13 protein-coding genes and 1 rRNA gene are annotated in these 15681 nt (G+C 58.9%); 11 read left to right on the forward strand and 3 right to left on the reverse strand.

Annotation, left to right across the window (positions count from 1 at the left end):
- Positions 1–107 (forward strand): 5S ribosomal RNA (gene rrf, locus AAAX34_RS08715); the annotation flags it as partial.
- Positions 108–237: 130 nt separating this feature from the next.
- On the opposite strand, the gene AAAX34_RS08720 is transcribed toward rrf, so the two are convergent.
- Positions 238–705 (reverse strand): hypothetical protein, encoded by a 468-nt coding sequence (locus AAAX34_RS08720; protein ID WP_349110921.1) that lies wholly within the window; start codon positions 703–705, stop codon positions 238–240.
- A 277-nt stretch (positions 706–982) separates the two neighbouring features.
- On the opposite strand from AAAX34_RS08720, the gene AAAX34_RS08725 reads away from it, so the two are divergent.
- A complete protein-coding gene (locus AAAX34_RS08725; RefSeq protein WP_055310182.1) occupies positions 983–1414 on the forward strand; it encodes an Hsp20 family protein in 432 nt (143 codons plus the stop codon).
- Between the two features lie 82 nt (positions 1415–1496).
- Here the strand turns inward: AAAX34_RS08725 and AAAX34_RS08730 are convergent, their stop codons facing one another.
- A complete protein-coding gene (locus AAAX34_RS08730) occupies positions 1497–2306 on the reverse strand; it encodes an MBL fold metallo-hydrolase (RefSeq protein WP_349110923.1) in 810 nt (269 codons plus the stop codon).
- A 48-nt stretch (positions 2307–2354) separates the two neighbouring features.
- Between AAAX34_RS08730 and tilS the strand changes: the two genes are divergently transcribed.
- The 5 genes from tilS (at position 2355) to AAAX34_RS08755 (ending at position 9087) form a co-directional block, all read left to right on the forward strand.
- Complete coding sequence (gene tilS, locus AAAX34_RS08735) at positions 2355–3893, forward strand: tRNA lysidine(34) synthetase TilS (RefSeq protein WP_271748163.1); 1539 nt, start codon at positions 2355–2357, stop codon at positions 3891–3893.
- A 147-nt stretch (positions 3894–4040) separates the two neighbouring features.
- Complete coding sequence (hpt, locus tag AAAX34_RS08740) at positions 4041–4589, forward strand: hypoxanthine phosphoribosyltransferase (RefSeq protein ID WP_022093938.1); 549 nt, start codon at positions 4041–4043, stop codon at positions 4587–4589.
- A 61-nt stretch (positions 4590–4650) separates the two neighbouring features.
- Positions 4651–6726: an ATP-dependent zinc metalloprotease FtsH gene (ftsH, locus tag AAAX34_RS08745; RefSeq protein WP_349110925.1), complete on the forward strand. Its 2076-nt coding sequence runs from the start codon at positions 4651–4653 to the stop codon at positions 6724–6726.
- A gap of 189 nt (positions 6727–6915) precedes the next feature.
- A complete protein-coding gene (locus AAAX34_RS08750; protein ID WP_349110927.1) occupies positions 6916–8100 on the forward strand; it encodes a pyridoxal phosphate-dependent aminotransferase in 1185 nt (394 codons plus the stop codon).
- A gap of 165 nt (positions 8101–8265) precedes the next feature.
- Entirely contained in the window at positions 8266–9087 is an 822-nt protein-coding gene (locus tag AAAX34_RS08755) for a phosphatase (protein ID WP_349110929.1), read from the forward strand.
- A gap of 81 nt (positions 9088–9168) precedes the next feature.
- On the opposite strand, the gene rlmD is transcribed toward AAAX34_RS08755, so the two are convergent.
- Entirely contained in the window at positions 9169–10617 is a 1449-nt protein-coding gene (gene rlmD / locus AAAX34_RS08760; protein ID WP_349110931.1) for a 23S rRNA (uracil(1939)-C(5))-methyltransferase RlmD, read from the reverse strand.
- Positions 10618–10966: 349 nt separating this feature from the next.
- Between rlmD and AAAX34_RS08765 the strand changes: the two genes are divergently transcribed.
- The 4 genes from AAAX34_RS08765 (at position 10967) to AAAX34_RS08780 (ending at position 15623) form a co-directional block, all read left to right on the forward strand.
- On the forward strand, positions 10967–11827 hold the full coding sequence (locus AAAX34_RS08765; RefSeq protein WP_099432383.1) for a transporter substrate-binding domain-containing protein: 861 nt from the start codon (positions 10967–10969) through the stop codon (positions 11825–11827).
- Entirely contained in the window at positions 11827–12480 is a 654-nt protein-coding gene (locus AAAX34_RS08770) for an amino acid ABC transporter permease (protein WP_195521063.1), read from the forward strand. The genes AAAX34_RS08765 and AAAX34_RS08770 overlap by 1 nt, the downstream gene beginning before the upstream one ends.
- 7 nt (positions 12481–12487) lie before the next feature.
- Positions 12488–13237 carry an amino acid ABC transporter ATP-binding protein gene (locus tag AAAX34_RS08775; protein WP_349110933.1) on the forward strand — a complete coding sequence of 250 codons (750 nt, stop codon included), beginning with the start codon at positions 12488–12490 and terminating at the stop codon, positions 13235–13237.
- A gap of 310 nt (positions 13238–13547) precedes the next feature.
- A complete protein-coding gene (locus tag AAAX34_RS08780; RefSeq protein WP_035138729.1) occupies positions 13548–15623 on the forward strand; it encodes an elongation factor G in 2076 nt (691 codons plus the stop codon).
- Positions 15624–15681: the final 58 nt, after the last annotated feature.

The raw sequence follows: 15681 nt of genomic DNA on the forward strand, positions 1-15681 counted from the left end.
CAGAGCATGGGGGGCACGCCCGGTCCCGTTCCGAACCCGGAAGCTAAGCCCCATCGCGCCGAGAGTACTGCGGGGTCAGCCCGTGGGAGGCCAGGGCGCCGCTGACCGGTGGACGGCACCGAGCCGTACGCTTGAACTGAGAAGGGGGAGGCCTCGCGGCCTCCCCCTTTTTTGCGTTTACCGGGCATAAATGACTCATTTACGCCAGACGATTTAATTCTTTTTGGTATTGAGCTTTTATTTAAAGAAAATAAAACGAATAACAAGGGCAACTGCTATGGCCACAATGATCAAAAGCAGGATTGTCAGTCGATGCTGCTTGCGTCGTTTACTTGATGAAACGAAGATTGATTTTCCCTGTTTTGGCGTTTCGAGATAGCGAGCCGAATGCGTCAAGGTTTGCTTTGGTCGAGGACCTCTTTGTTGATGAGCGGCGGATGCTTTCATCGGCTCATCACTAGCTGCGCTGTTTTTAGATAATGGTGCGTCTTTCAGATATACAGGGTCTCCCGAGGCGACGCCCATATGTTTGCGTCCCGTTTGGGCATCCTCGAGCGTTTGATATCGATTTCTCGTCACATACTCGGGCTCCGGATCATTAATGGGCTCTTGCGAGATGTGGGGGCGATGGAACCGTGGCGGCTGCGTGGAAGTATCTTCCCCCTGCGTCGGCATAAACATATTGTTCTGGTTTTGGTCGTCCATGATGCCCTTTAGCTCGTTACCAACAACGTGTACGCGCTCATTGTAAGCCCCTTGTTATTTGTAGCTGGGGACATACTCGGTATTTAAGCTCTGGTTCAAAGAACCTTAACCTTCCTAAAACCTGAGTCATACGCACTTAGATATGCTTATAGTACTGGACTCAAAAAACTTTATAGTCGATGTATATATGAGCACTGGGTGGGCATATATAAGAGCGTCAAAAGAAGTCCCAGTCACCTGGAAGATGACTCGGCAGTCCTATAAAGGAGTGGTAAACATGGCAAGCATGGTTCCTTATCGTTCGGTTTTTGGCGTTCGTCCCTCTGCAAGCTCGCTGTTCGATCTGTTTGATGATATGAGCGACCTAGCGAACAGCTCGATTGCCTCTAAGGCGTTCCCCGTTGACGTTGAGGATAAGGGCGATGGCTATGAGGTCAAGGCTTATCTGACCGGCGTCGCCAAGGACGATATCGATGTCGAGCTTAACGAGGGTCGTCTGTCCATTAGCGTGAATGTCGAGGAAGACGAGGAGAACGAGGGCAAGAACTTCCTGCAGAAGGAGTTCAGCTCGTACAGCGCGACGCGTGGCGTGTATCTTAAGGACGCTTCGAGCGAGGGCCTCTCGGCTAAGTACGCTGACGGCATCCTGACCGTTACGGTTCCCAAGATCGTCGAGAAGAAGAACGTTACGAAGATCTCCATCGAATAACTTCGTTGGTGTTCTTCGCTATTAAAAGACAACAAAAGGGGCTGGGAAGCGATTCCCGGCCCCTTTTGCTGTTTAGGACAGTCTATTGAATGGTTGCTGGCCGATACTGGCTTGCGGGGCGTATCGAGAGTTTTCGCGATCCTTGGAGAAGGGTGGCGGAGCTGCCGAGCTCGTCATCCAGGGTTGCGGCTAGAGCTTTGGCATAGCTTTTGACGGTAAGGCTCGGACGATTGTTGTCTTGGCTGATATGCATGGCAATGAGCTGTTCGGTGCGATCGGTAACAAGTTCGCGCGCGGCTTCGGCGGCTTGGCCGTTGGAGAGGTGTCCCCTTGCAGACAGGATGCGCTCCTGAAGAAAGCGGGGATATTCTCCCTCGCGCAGCATGGTCACATCGTGGTTGCTTTCGAGCGCGAGGACTCGACAATCTTTGAGGGTGTTCATGGCTTGGCTCGATAGCTCTCCGGTGTCGGTAGCAAAGCCGATGGAATCATCGAGGGCGTCGAATCGAAAGCCGATTGGATTTATGACATCGTGTGATGTTGAGTAGGTTTGCACGTGGATGCCGGCAATGGATAGGGTGTCACCGGGGTCGAATTCCTCGACAGGCAGATGCGAAAGATTTTCTTTGCTCGAAAGTGTGCCCCTGCTGGCAAAGAGGGGACCGTGCCAGTGCTTGCACCAGACATCGAGACCCTTGATGTGATCGCTATGCTCATGAGTAATGAGAAGAGCCGAGACGTTGTCTGCCGAGAGTCCCAGTTCTGCCATGCGCTTTAATGTCTCGCGGCGAGAAAGACCGTCGTCAATCATGATGAGCCCCCGGGGGCCTTCGATGAGCGCGCAGTTGCCTTTTGAGCCGCTGCCAAGGATATGAAGGTGCAGACGAGACATAAGATTCCAAAGGATACAATGGGTGCGGACGAATAGAGGAGGAAGCAAATGCCTACGGTATCACAGCATTACGGACACCATGCCGTGCCCGGGGCAGTCGATGAGACCCGAACGAGGCAGCAGGCTGCTCCTGTCGTGCTCATGGTATCAGGCGGCGCGGACTCGACGGCACTGCTTCTTATGGCGTGCACATCAAAGCTGGATATCCAAGACGGGCGCGGTGTTGCCCCCATTGCTCGCGAGCGCCTGCATGTGCTGCATGTAAACCATCATCTGCGCGGCAAGGCGTCCGATGGCGACGAGGCCTTTGTGCGTGAGCTCTGCGCGAAATATGGTTTACCGCTGTGCGTGGAGCACGCTTATTTTGATGGGGAGTCGGGCAATATTGAGGCCGCGGCCCGCGAAGTGCGCTATGCCGCGGCGCGGAGGTATGTTCGCGAGCTCTGCGCCCAGACGGGGGCACCGCGAACGGCGGCTCGTATCTGCACCGCGCACACGTCTTCGGATCGCGCGGAAACGTTTTTGATGAACGCGATTAAGGGTTCGGGGCCCGCTGGCCTATCGAGCATTCCTCGCCGGAGGAATATCGTGGTACGTCCCTTGCTCGACCTAACTCATGGCGAGCTCGTGGGCTATCTACAGGTACATGGTCAGCCGTGGCGTGAAGACGAGAGCAATGAGGATATCTCGTATCTGCGAAACTACGTGCGCCATCGAGTAATGCCAGTGGTGGCGCAGCGCAACGCGAGCGTCTGCAAGACGATTGGCGCCGCCTGCGAGATCTTGGGCGATGAGGACGCGTTTTTGTCTCAGCTTTCGGCACAGGCGTTTCGAAGCTGTTTGCGCAAAGAGGCAGCGGGCGCACTGGTGCTCGATGCCAGGCGCCTGGCTGCGGCCGAGGTGGTAATCGCGCGGCGCATCGTGCGACTGGCGATTAAGCGCATCGATCCGGACGCTCGTCCCGAGATGCGACATGTGGAGCGAGTCCTTTCCTGCGTTGCCGAGGGCACCGGCTCGGTCACGCTTCCGGCGGGGATTGACGCACGCATTGAGTTTGGCATGCTGGCGTTTAAGGCGCCGGCGGCTCGCGAGGGCCTGGTCGCGGACTGGGTTACCGTACCCGGTCGTTTGCCGTTGGGCGGGGGACGTATGCTGGTCACAGAACCGATGGCTGTTGAGCCGGGATGCGATATCGTGCGCCGCGCCCGTGAGCTTGCGGCTGCCGGGGAAGTGACAGCTTTGGTAGACGCGGCTGCCCTGGGTTTTGCCGACAGCGATAGTGAGCGGATCCTGGCGGGCTCGCGTGGCGAGATCCCTGCCGAGGCGCGATTGGCGCGCCTGTGGGTGGACGGTCCCGCGCCGGGAGACGTGATGTGCCCGTTAGGGATGAGTGGCCGAAGCAAGAAAGTATCCGATTTGCTAGGCGAGGCTCGCATTCCCGTTTCCGAGCGCGCCGGCGTGCCCATGGTGAGGACGGCGCCGGGGGGTGCCGTGGTGTGGGTCGCCGGAGTTCGCGCGGACGAGCGTTTTAAGTGCACGGCCGCAACGCGCGTGGCATATCTGCTCCGCGTGGTCGATGCGGAATAGCGTCCCACGCCTGCTATTCTGTGCGACGTTGACGGTATTCCCGCGCTGATGGCGCACGGGCTGGTAAATTTACCCCGTGCGCTGCTAGAATGTGTAGTTCGCGTCCATACGGCGGTGTGTGGGCGATAAGCACAAGAAAGGGTTGTCATGGCTTCTCAACATCCGGATATCGAGAAGGTTCTGTTCACGCAGGAGGATATCGACGGTATCGTCTCTCGCCTGGGCGAGGAGATTACGCGCGACTACGCGGGTAAGGATCTGGTGCTGATTGCGGTCCTGCGCGGCGCCGTGGTCTTTATGGGCGACCTGATGCGTAAGATCGAGCTGCCGACCAACATCGATTTCATGGCTGTTTCGAGCTACGGCGACGGTGTGAAGTCCTCGGGTATCGTGCGTATCATTAAGGACCTGGATATCGACATCCGCGGTCGCGACGTGCTGATCGTCGAGGACATTCTGGACTCGGGCCTGACGCTCAAGTATCTGATGAAGAACCTCGAGAGCCGCAAGCCCGCTTCTCTGGAGGTCGCCGCCTTCCTGTGGAAGGACGTTGAGGACCGCGTCTCGGCCATCACGCCCAAGTATGTTGGAACCCATTGCCCCGATGCCTTTGTGGTGGGCTACGGCCTCGACTATGCCGAGCGCTATCGCAACCTTCCGTATCTGGGCATTTTGAAACCGGAGGTTTATTCGTAAGATGCCCGACGACCGTAACGACAACAATTCCCAGACTCCCCGGGACCCAAAGATCCCGGGGATGCCCGGAGGCAAGAAGCCCACGCGTACGGGCTGGCTGTATTTTCTTTTGGCTTGCGCGCTTCTGGGCTATGCCTTCTTTAATATGGGTTCCGGCTTTGCCAGCTCCAGCAATACCGTTAAGCTCGCGACGAGCGAGATGGTCAGCGCCATCAAGCAGGATCGCGTCGAAGATCTGACCTATACGGTTCAAGACGGAAGCGTGACGGGTCATTACTGGAAGACAAAAAAGGACAAGGGCGATACGAGCGAGCTCAAGAGCTTCTCTTCGACCTATGTCGGCTCCGATTCGCTTGCCGAGCTCATGGCGGAGCACCCCGATACCAAGTACATCGTCAACACCAACGATCCCGATTTTTGGGGCGACTTGGCGATGAGTGTGCTTCCGACGATCGCCCTTATCGCCATCATGTTCTACTTTATGCGCCAGATGATGGGCGCCAACAACAGGAACATGCAGTTTGGCAAGACCAACGCCAAGACCAACGAGGCCACACGCCCCAAGGTCAAGTTTGAAGACGTTGCCGGAGTGGACGAGGCAGTCGAGGAGCTCGAGGAGATCCGTGACTTTTTGAGCGATCCGGATCGCTATCGCAAGCTGGGCGCCAAGATCCCGCGTGGCGTGTTGCTGGTTGGCCCTCCGGGCACCGGTAAAACGCTGCTGGCCAAGGCCGTTGCCGGCGAGGCGGGCGTGCCGTTCTTTAGCATCTCGGCTTCCGACTTTGTCGAGATGTTCGTAGGTGTCGGCGCCAGCCGTGTGCGTGACCTCTTTAAGGAGGCCAAGTCCCAGGCCCCGTCGATCATCTTCATCGATGAGATCGATGCCGTGGGACGTCAGCGCGGAGCCGGCTTGGGCGGCGGCCACGACGAGCGCGAGCAGACGCTCAACCAGCTGCTGGTCGAGATGGACGGCTTTGAGGAAAGCGAGTCGGTCATCCTGATCGCCGCCACCAACCGCCCCGACATTCTGGATCCGGCGCTGCTGCGTCCCGGTCGTTTTGACCGTCAAGTTACGGTCGACCGTCCGGACGTGAAGGGCCGCGAGCAGATCTTGCGCGTGCATGCCGAGAACAAGCCGATGGACGAGGACGTTAAGTTTGAGAAGCTCGCCCAGATGACCGTTGGCTTCACCGGCGCCGATCTGGCAAATCTGCTCAACGAGTCTGCGCTGCTGGCCGCTCGCCGTCATCGTTCCGTGATCTCGATGGACGAGGTCGAGGAATCGATGGAGCGCGTGATTGCCGGACCGCAGCGCAAGGGTCGCGTGATGACCGAGGCCGAGCGCACCACAATTGCCTACCACGAGAGCGGTCATGCCCTGGTGGGCCACATCCTGGAGCACTCCGATCCGGTCCACAAGATCTCGATCGTCAGCCGCGGTCAGGCGCTGGGCTACACGCTGCAGCTTCCGCAGGAGGACCACTTCCTCAAGACCAAGAACGAGATGCTCGACGAGCTCGCCGTGTTCTTGGGCGGTCGCGTTGCCGAGGAGCTCATGTGCGATGACATTACGTCGGGCGCGAGCAACGATCTGGAGCGCGCAACCAAGATGGCGCGCGAGATGGTCACGCGCCTGGGCATGAGCGAGGAGCTGGGCACGCAAGTGTTTGGCGAGGCGCAACATCAGGTGTTCCTCGGTCGCGATTACGCCGATCATCAGGATTACTCCGAGGAGACGGCGCGCCGCATCGATATCGAGGTTCAGCGCATCATGCGTGAGGCCCATCGTCGTGCGGTCGAGATCCTGGACGCCCGTCGCGATCAGCTCGATCTGATGGCGAAGGTGCTGCTTGAGCGCGAGACCGTCGAAGGTGACGCCGTGAACGCCCTGCTCGACAACGAGTGGGACGCCTACCTTGAGCGCGAGGACGATATCCTGGCGGCCAAGGAGGAGCGCAATGCCAAGGCGGCCGGCATGCCGACCAAGAAGCGTGCGCCTCGTATGAGCGAGGAAGAGCTGGCGGCTGATGCCGCGGCCTTTGCGCAGGCGGCCATGCAGGAGGATGCCGAAGCCGCATCCGATGATGCTGACGATGACCATGCCGTCGTCGATGCCGACACCGACGCCGACAAATAGTCTTTGTGGCGAAAGCCTCCGCGGGGAAACCTGCGGAGGCTTTTTCTTTTGAGCGATATGGGGCCGTCTGTTGATTGGGGACAGACTTAAATGAGCGTTTCCACGCATTTAAGTCTGTCCCCAATCAACATTGCTGCGGCACTTTGCTCGGCTAAAGCGTACAATAGCGCCTATGCGAAAGGGGAACAGATGATCAACGAAACTATGTATGCTCGCGGTGCGGAAAGCTCCATCATCCGTGAGATTTTTAGCTATGGCCTTGAGCGCAAGGCGCAGATCGGTGCGGAAAACGTATTCGATTTTTCGCTGGGCAATCCGAGCGTTCCGGCACCCGCTGCTGTGGCGGAGTCCATTAAGAAGGCCCTGGAGCTGCCGAGCGATCAGCTGCACGGCTACACGCCCGCACCGGGCCTGCCGCAATGTCGTGCCGCTGTGGCCGAATCGCTCAACCGCCGTTTTGGCACGAGCTATGAGGGCAAAGACGTATTTATGACGGTGGGTGCCGCGGCTTCGCTCACCTGCACGCTCAACGCCGTTACGAACCCGGGCGACGAGGTTATTGTTATCGCCCCGTACTTTCCGGAGTATCGCGTTTGGATTGAGAAGGCCGGCTGTACGTGTGTTGAGGCGCTCGCCGATGAAGATACGTTCCAGCTGAGCGTGGACAACGTGCTCAAGGCGATCAGCGATAAGACGGCGGCCGTCATCATCGACTCTCCCAACAATCCGACCGGTGCAGTATATACATACGACACGCTGACGCGACTGGCCAATGTTCTGCGCGAGGCCAACGCTCAGCGCGATCCCGAGAATCCGATTATGCTCATCTCGGATGAGCCGTACCGCGAGATCGTGTACGGTGCCGAGGTGCCTTGGGTGCCCTCGACCTACGAGCACACCATCGTGTGCTACTCGTATTCCAAGTCGCTGTCGCTGCCTGGTGAGCGCGTGGGCTGGATCTTGGTTCCCAACACCAATCCGCAGGTTGCGCGTCTGATGCCGGCTGTTGCGGGTGCTGCCCGTACGCTGGGTTTTGTATGTGCACCGGCGCTCTTCCAGCGCGTGATTATCGATTGCATCGATGAGCCGAGTGATGTCGAGGCCTATGCTCGCAACCGCACGGCGCTCACCGATGCCTTGGCGGACTACGGCTATACCTATGTTGAGCCGGATGGCGCATTCTACCTGTGGGTGAAGGCGCTGGAGCCCGATGCGAATGCGTTTTGCGAGCGCGCAAAGAAGTATGAGTTGCTTGCGGTTCCCTCGGACAGCTTTGGTATGCCGGGTTGGTTCCGCCTGGGCTATTGCGTGAGTTACGAAACGATTGTCAATTCGCTACCCGCTTGGAAACAGTTGGCGGACGAGTATCGTTAAAAGTAAAGCGCTCTGCCTACAATGTTTTACGTGAAACGGGGTTTGGTGTTAAGCCGGACCCCGTTGTCATGGACGTTGTGTCTTTGGGATGGAGTGGTTTTACGACTATCGAAGGCTATGCGTACAATGAATATAAGCGACGGCCGTGCCAGATAAGGAGACCTGATGCCCTACCTGCTTTCTTGTGACATTCATACCCATACGATGTTCTCTGCGCATGCATATTCGACCATTGAGGAGAATGTGTACTGGGCGGCAGAGCGTGGCCTGCAGGTGCTCGGATCTGCCGACCATCTGAGCTCTATGGTTACGGCTTGCCCCAATGACCTGCGCAGTTACCAATTCTTTATCAACCAGGATATCTGGCCGCGCATTTGGAGCGGCGTGCTGGTGCTGCGTGGTACCGAGGCCGATATCGTTTCGCTGGACGGAAGCCTGTTTGGCGAGGACACTCCTGTCACGCTCGATATCGCCGGCGATTCGTACAGCCGTCAGCATTCACTGTTCGATTTGGTTACGCGTAATTTGGATTATTTGGTTGCAAGCGTGCATAATCCGCAGATTGCTGAGGGCGCGACGCTGGCCCAGACGACCGAGATGTATATCAATGCCCTGGAGCACCCCAAGGTGTTCATGCTGGGTCACACGGGGCGTTCGGGCGTGCCGTTCGATATCGACGAGGTGCTGTTGGCAGCTAAGGCCAAGCACAAGATTATCGAGATCAACAACCATAGTCTTGAACACGGTGTCGACACTGAGCATTGGGCCGTATGCCGCAAGATTGCCGAGCGCTGCGCCGAGCTGGGCGTGGGCATTGGCGTGTCGACCGATGCCCACATTGGCATGGCAATTGGTAAGCTCGATTACGCTCGCAAGATGCTCGACGAGATTCACTTCCCGTTGGATCTGATCGTGACGCGCGATCGCGAGACGCTGCTGCGCGAGATGGCGGCAGCCGGCGTGTGCGATCTGCGCAATGGGATGTAGCGGAATTTATAAACCAAGCGAAGGGGGGGGCGGCCCAGACGGGTCGCCCCCTTTCTTGTCCCAAAAATCTACTGAGGTTGGTTAGCGGCGTTCGAGGACCGCTACGGTTTCGGTGTGGTCGGTGTGAGGGAACATGTCGACGGGCGTGATCTTGAGCAGGCAATAGCCTCCGTCGAGGAGCTGATGCAGGTCGCGCTCTTGAGTTACGGGGTTGCAGCTGATATAGGTGATGCGGCGCGGCTTAAGTGCGCAGGCAGCTTCGAGGAACTCGGGCGTGGAGCCGGCGCGCGGCGGGTCGATGGAAAGAACGTCGACGCGTTCGTTGTTGTCGGCGGCATCCAGGATGTAGTCGGTGGCGTCGTCGGCCATAAACCAAGCGCTGCGGGTGAGGCCGTTGAGCTCGGCATTGCGACGTGCGTCGGCAATGCCCGCCGGGTTGCGCTCAACGCCGAGCAGCATAATGCCGATACCCTTGTTCTGGGCATCTTTAGCTGCGCACAGGCCGATAGTTCCGCTACCGCAATAGGCATCCATGAGTACGTCGCCCTGCTGCAGGTCCATGCCGTCAATCGCGAGCTGATAGAGCAGCTCGGTCTGCTGCGGGTTGGTCTGGTAGAACGCGGTGGGGGAGATATCGAACTCGCAGCCGAGCAGCTGGTCGCGCATGCACTCGGCGCCATATACAATGCGGGTTTCCTCGCCGAGGATGGCGTTGCCGGGACGTCCGTTGATGTTTTGGGCGACGGTGACGATGTGCGGATTGAGTGCGGCGACAGCCTCAAAGAACTCCTGCGCATGCGGCAAGTCGCGCTGAGCGGTCACGAGCGTGACCATGACCTGGTCGGTACGCCAACCGCAGCGGACGACGGCATAGCGAAGTAAACCAAGATGCTTGTCCTCATTAAAGGCGGGAATATGCAACCGCTCAGCTTCGCGTGCGATGCCGTTGAGAATCTGACGGGCACCCGGTGCCTCGACGGGGCATTCGGGTACGGCAACGATCTTGTGCGTGCCGCGCTCAAAGAAACCGCAACGGACAGCACCCTCCTTGCCGGGAGCAAAGGGAGTGGCAGCCTTATGACGAAAGCCACGCGGCGCGGGATATTTACCCGGGTCGCCCAGGGTGACGCCCATACCACGAATGGGGTCGACGCTAATACCCTCGTGCTCGCAAAGAGCAGCAAAAAGCTCCTCCATAGCAGCCTGCTTGGTCGCCAACTGCTTCTTATAAGGACGATTGAGCGCCGTACACCCACCGCAAGCTTTCATGATCGAACAAGGAGACTTGGGATCAACGGCCTTGCGCGCAGACGGAACCGGATTCTTATACGGGCGCTTGGAGCGAGTCTGAGATGCCTTATCCTCGCTCCGACGAGAGCCGGGACGCTTGGCCTTAGCCTTGCCCTTGGCCGACTTACCCTTCGCGTCCTGAGACGACTTGGATTTCTGAGAAGATTTTTTCTCCTCTGACCCCTCAGCCGCCTCGATCAAAGCACGACGAGCCTTACGCTCCGCACGAGATTCTGCCATGAATTAACCCCACTAATTTACAAATTGAAAGCTGAAAGCATTGTACCGTGCCAAGCTAGCGGACGATATACAAGCGCCTATTTCATGTCAGTGATAAGTCCAACGATGTTTGCCCGGCGTGGGCGGGGAGCGGCGCGTAATTAAGTTTATCGCGAGTTCCGCACGCAAAGGAAAGCACTTAATGTGCTTTCCGTCTTGCGCAGGACTGTAGAGCAGGAAACTTAATTACGCGCCGCTCCCCGCCCACGCCGGGCAAACCCTCCCTTGTACTCCATCTCACTAAAGTGTATGATTCTGGACGTTACACGAATCACTTTACTTAACTAAAGTGCCATCAAGGGGGGATACCATGAACACCGATATGTCTCGTCGTCAGTTTGTTGGTCTAGCCGGCTCGCTCGCCACGGTGCTTGGCCTTGGTCTTGTCGGTTGCGGCGGTGGTGCCGGCAAGGGCTCCGCTGCTGGCTCTGCCGCGGCCAAGGATGTGAAGGGCGCTGCGGAGTCCAAGAAGCTCGTGGTGGGCTTTGATAAGTCCTATCCTCCGTACGGCTTTGTGGGCGACGATGGCGAGTACACCGGCTTTGATCTCGATCTGGCCAAGGCTGTTGCCGATAAGCAGGGCTGGGAGGTCAAATACGAGGCCATCGACTGGGATGCCAAGGATACGCTGCTTAACTCGGGCGCCATCAACTGCATCTGGAACGGCTTTACCATGGAGGGCCGCGAGGACGACTACACGTTCTCCGAGCCGTACATGCTCAACGAGCAGGTGCTGGTGGTAAAGAAGGATGCAGGCATCAAGAGCTGGGACGATCTTGCCGGCAAGACCGTGATTACCCAGACCGATTCCGCTGCGCAGGATGTGCTTGAGGGTGACCAGAAGGATCTGGCGGCGACGTTTGCCACGCTCGACACGATCGGCGAGTACAACACGGCCTTTATGCAGCTCGAGAGCGGCGCGGTCGATGCCGTGGCTTGCGACCTTTCGATTGCCCAGTATCAGCTTGCCGCCAAGCCCGATGCTTATACGCAGCTTGATGAGCCGCTGTCCAGCGAGCACTACGCCGTCGGCTTTAAGAAGGGCGACACCAAGTCGGCCGACGCCGTGACCGAGTCGCTCAAGGCGCTCTACGAGGACGGCACGGTTAAGGACCTGTGCGACAAGTATTCAAGCTATGGTCTATCTTTCGATAATTGGGTGCTCAAGTAATGTCTATTCAGGTCATGATGCAAATGCTTGGCCAGGGATTCTTGGTCAGTTTGCAGTTGTTTGTGCTGACGCTGCTGGGGTCGATTCCGCTGGGAATCCCCGTGGCGTTTATGCGCATGAGCAAAATTGCGCCGCTCCGCTGGATTGCGCGCATCTACATTTCGGTCATGCGCGGTACGCCGCTCATGCTGCAGATGTTTGCCATCTACTTTGCCCCGTACTACGTGTTCGGCATTTCGCTCACGCCCGATTCCAAGTGGACGGCGTGCGTCGTAGCGTTCATCATCAACTACGCCGGTTACTTTGCCGAGATCTATCGCTCGGGCCTGCAGTCCATTCCGCGCGGTCAATACGAGGCAGCCGAGGTGCTGGGCTATTCGCGCATGCAGACGTTTCTGTATATCGTGATGCCGCAGGTCGCCAAGCGTATTCTGCCGGCGATGGGCAACGAGATCATCACGCTGGTCAAGGACACGTCGCTGGCGTTTGCCATTGGCGTGGGTGAGATGTTCTCGACGGCCAAGGCGCTGGTCGCCTCGCAGGTGAGCATGGTGCCGTTTGCGATCGCGGCTCTGATCTACTGGATCTTTAACTTTGTGGTCGAGATGCTGCTGGGCGCCGCCGAAAAGAAGCTGGACTATTATCATGACTAACTCAGTGATGAAAATCGAAAGCGCGCGCAAGGCGTTTGGCGGCAATGAGGTGCTCAAGGATATCTCGCTCGAGGTCAAGCGTGGCGAGGTCGTGGCGATTATCGGGCCTTCGGGTGGCGGCAAGTCCACGCTGCTGCGGTGTGCCACGCTGCTCGAGACACTCGACGGAGGCTCGCTCTCGTTTGGTGGCCTTGCCGTTGCGACGGATGCGGGCTCGGGCGCGGTCTATGCGAAGGGCGATGTGCCCAAGCGGGCACGCTCGCGATTCGGCCTGGTGTTCCAAAATTACAACCTGTTCCCGCACTATACCGTGATGAAAAACATCATCGACGCGCCGATCCGCGTGCTTAAGCGCCCGCGCGAGCAGGCGGAAGCTCGTGCGCGCGAGTTGATCGCGCAGATGGGGCTTACGGGCAACGAGAACAAGGTGCCATGTGAGCTTTCGGGCGGCCAGCAACAGCGTGTGAGTATCGCCCGCGCCTTGGCGCTCGATCCGGAGATCCTGTTCTTTGACGAGCCGACCTCGGCACTCGATCCCGAGCTGACGGCCGAGGTACTGCGTGTCATTAAAGACCTTGCGGCGCAGAATATGACGATGGTGATCGTGACCCATGCGATGCAGTTTGCGCGCGATGTTGCCGACCGCGTGGTCTTTATGGACGGCGGTCGTATTGTCGAGGAGGGTCCTGCCGAGCAGGTCATCGACCATCCACGCGAGCAGCGCACCCGTGAGTTCTTGAGCCGTATCGAGGGATAGGCTCAGGTATTTACTCAACTATTAATTGAGGCGAAGCCGCCGCAGGTCTTACGGTCTGTGGCGGCTTTTTGTTTGCATCGACGGGGTTCAATAATCGCCTCACAAGCTTGTCTCTTCCTCTCGCCGCCTGTATTCATACGTGTGCCGAAAGGTGTGCATGGACGGTCGCCCGTGAGGGTAGGGTGGTGGCATAGGACATTTGGAGGGTGAGTCGGCTCGGCTGCCGACCATGCTGCTCCCGGGATGGCACCGACCGCGAACTCTCCCCGTTGGCGTCGCGCAATGCGCGCGGCCCTGCAAGGAGGTCATCATGGGTGCTCCCAAGACCGGTAACGTAAGGAACGTGGTGCTCGTAGGCCAAGGCGGGGTGGGCAAGACTTCACTCGCCGAGGCCATGCTCCACCTTTCCGGCAAGACCGCCCGCCTGGGCGGCCACGACGGCACCAAGCCTACGCTCGACTATGACCCTGAAGAGGTCAAGCGTTCATTTTCCATCTCGACGACCATTGCGCCAATCGACTGGAAGGGCGCGCGCATCAATGTGCTCGATGCCCCGTGCTACCCCGATTTTATCGGCGACGCCTTTGCCGCGATGAGCGTCTGCGAGACGGCTCTGTTTGTGGTCGACGCCGAGGCCGGCCCGCAGCCTACGACGGTTAAGCTCTGGTATGCCGCCGAGGACCTGCGCCTGGCGCGTGCGGTGTTCGTAAACCGCCTGTCGCGCTCCGAGGCCAGCTTTGCGACCACGATGGACCTGCTGCAGGAGCGCTTTGGCACGCGCCTGGGCGCCGTGACCCTTCCCTGGGGCGAGGGCGAGGACTTTGACGGCATCATCGACCTGGTGCGCATGAAGGCGCGCCATTGCAACGGCACCGAAGCCGTTGAGTCGGAGATTCCCGAGGAGTATCGTGCCCAGGCCGAGGAGGCCCATGACCATCTGTGCGAGTTGGTGGCCGAGGCCGACGATGAGCTGATGATGAAGTACCTGGAAGGCGAGGAGACACTGACGCAAGAGGAGCTTGAGGGCTTGCTGTCGAAGGCGATTGCCGAGCGCATCTTTGTGCCGGTCTTTGCGGGCGATTGCATTAAGGAGCAGGGCGTCAACTCGCTGATGGACGACATCGCGACGTACTTCCCGGCGCCGACCGACTACGGCGAGATGCCGCTTATCGACGGCGATTCGCTCAAGATTTCGAGCGACGATGACCGTCCGGTGGCGTTTGTGTTTAAGACCCTGGCCGATCCGCAGCAGGGTCGCATCAGCTTTATCAAGGTGCTGACGGGTACGCTTGAGCCGGGTCTTGAGCTGATCAACGCGCGTACCCGCAAGGGCGACCGTCTGGCTCACCTGTATGTGATGTGCGGCCGCGACATGACCGAGGTCGGTCACGCCTATGCCGGCGACATTATCGTGGCACCCAAGCTGGCGGCCGAGACGGGCGATACGCTCTCGATTACCGGCAAGGTCGAGGCTGCGGCGTTTAAGTTCCCCAACTCGCAGTACCGCATTGCCATCGAGGCCGAGAATCGCGGCGACGAAGAGAAGCTCTACACGTTTATCGAGAAGGCCTGCAAGGCCGATCCGACCATGAGCATCGACCGCGACGAGGAGACCGGCCAGACCATTATCTCCGCCGTTGGTGAGGCGCAGGTTTCGGTGCTGCTCAATCGTTTGGAGGATCGCACCAAGGTCGTAGCCAAGAGCGTGCCGATCCGCATTCCGTATCGCGAGACCATTCGCCGTACGGCAAGTGCCCAGGGCCGCCATAAGAAGCAGACCGGCGGCGCCGGTCAGTACGGCGACTGCTGGCTGCGCGTGGAGCCGCTCATTGGGCCCGACGGCACGAGCGATGGCTATGAGTTTGTGGACGAGGTCGTGGGCGGCCGCATTCCGCGCTCGCTGATCCCCGCCGTGGACAAGGGCGTCCAGGAGACCATGAAGGACGGCATCATTGCCGGCTATCCGCTCACGGGCATTCGCGTGGCTGTGTACGACGGCTCGTATCACAGCGTCGACTCCAACGAGATGGCGTTCCGCGCGGCGGCTCGCATCGGCCTGCGCAAGGCATGTGCCGATGCCGACCCGGTGGTGCTGGAGCCCATCGAGGAAATCACGGTGACTATTCCCGAGAGCTACGCCGGCGCCGTGATGGGCGACATCTCGGCCTCGCGCGGTCGCGTGACGGGTATGGAGACCGATGAGCGCGGCGATACCGTGGTCATTGCCCAGGCGCCGCTGGCAGAACTGACGGATTATTCGACGCGCCTACGCTCTATCACGCGCGGCACGGGCGACTTTACCATGAAGCCCGCAGGCTATGAGCAGGTGCCTTATGACGTTCAGGCCAAGCTGGTCGAGCGCTATGAGGAGGGTCGCGCCAAGTAGCGTGTGATTTTGCCTGCAATGTAGGTGCTGACGAAAGGGCCGCCTTGGGTAACCGGGG

The organism is Collinsella sp. CLA-ER-H4 (genome assembly GCF_040092395.1).
In the GTDB taxonomy this organism is placed as follows: Bacteria; Actinomycetota; Coriobacteriia; order Coriobacteriales; family Coriobacteriaceae; genus Collinsella.

What these genes read in the sequence shown, in the direction of transcription:
- AAAX34_RS08725 (WP_055310182.1), top strand. Translation starts at nt 983, where the DNA reads ATGGCAAGCATGGTTCCTTATCGTTCGGTTTTTGGCGTTCGTCCCTCT.
- AAAX34_RS08720 (WP_349110921.1), bottom strand. Translation starts at nt 705, where the DNA reads ATGGACGACCAAAACCAGAACAATATGTTTATGCCGACGCAGGGGGAA.
- AAAX34_RS08750 (WP_349110927.1), top strand. Translation starts at nt 6,916, where the DNA reads ATGATCAACGAAACTATGTATGCTCGCGGTGCGGAAAGCTCCATCATC.
- AAAX34_RS08765 (WP_099432383.1), top strand. Translation starts at nt 10,967, where the DNA reads ATGAACACCGATATGTCTCGTCGTCAGTTTGTTGGTCTAGCCGGCTCG.
- AAAX34_RS08770 (WP_195521063.1), top strand. Translation starts at nt 11,827, where the DNA reads ATGTCTATTCAGGTCATGATGCAAATGCTTGGCCAGGGATTCTTGGTC.
- AAAX34_RS08755 (WP_349110929.1), top strand. Translation starts at nt 8,266, where the DNA reads ATGCCCTACCTGCTTTCTTGTGACATTCATACCCATACGATGTTCTCT.
- AAAX34_RS08780 (WP_035138729.1), top strand. Translation starts at nt 13,548, where the DNA reads ATGGGTGCTCCCAAGACCGGTAACGTAAGGAACGTGGTGCTCGTAGGC.
- AAAX34_RS08775 (WP_349110933.1), top strand. Translation starts at nt 12,488, where the DNA reads ATGAAAATCGAAAGCGCGCGCAAGGCGTTTGGCGGCAATGAGGTGCTC.
- rlmD (WP_349110931.1), bottom strand. Translation starts at nt 10,617, where the DNA reads ATGGCAGAATCTCGTGCGGAGCGTAAGGCTCGTCGTGCTTTGATCGAG.
- tilS (WP_271748163.1), top strand. Translation starts at nt 2,355, where the DNA reads ATGCCTACGGTATCACAGCATTACGGACACCATGCCGTGCCCGGGGCA.
- hpt (WP_022093938.1), top strand. Translation starts at nt 4,041, where the DNA reads ATGGCTTCTCAACATCCGGATATCGAGAAGGTTCTGTTCACGCAGGAG.
- AAAX34_RS08730 (WP_349110923.1), bottom strand. Translation starts at nt 2,306, where the DNA reads ATGTCTCGTCTGCACCTTCATATCCTTGGCAGCGGCTCAAAAGGCAAC.
- ftsH (WP_349110925.1), top strand. Translation starts at nt 4,651, where the DNA reads ATGCCCGGAGGCAAGAAGCCCACGCGTACGGGCTGGCTGTATTTTCTT.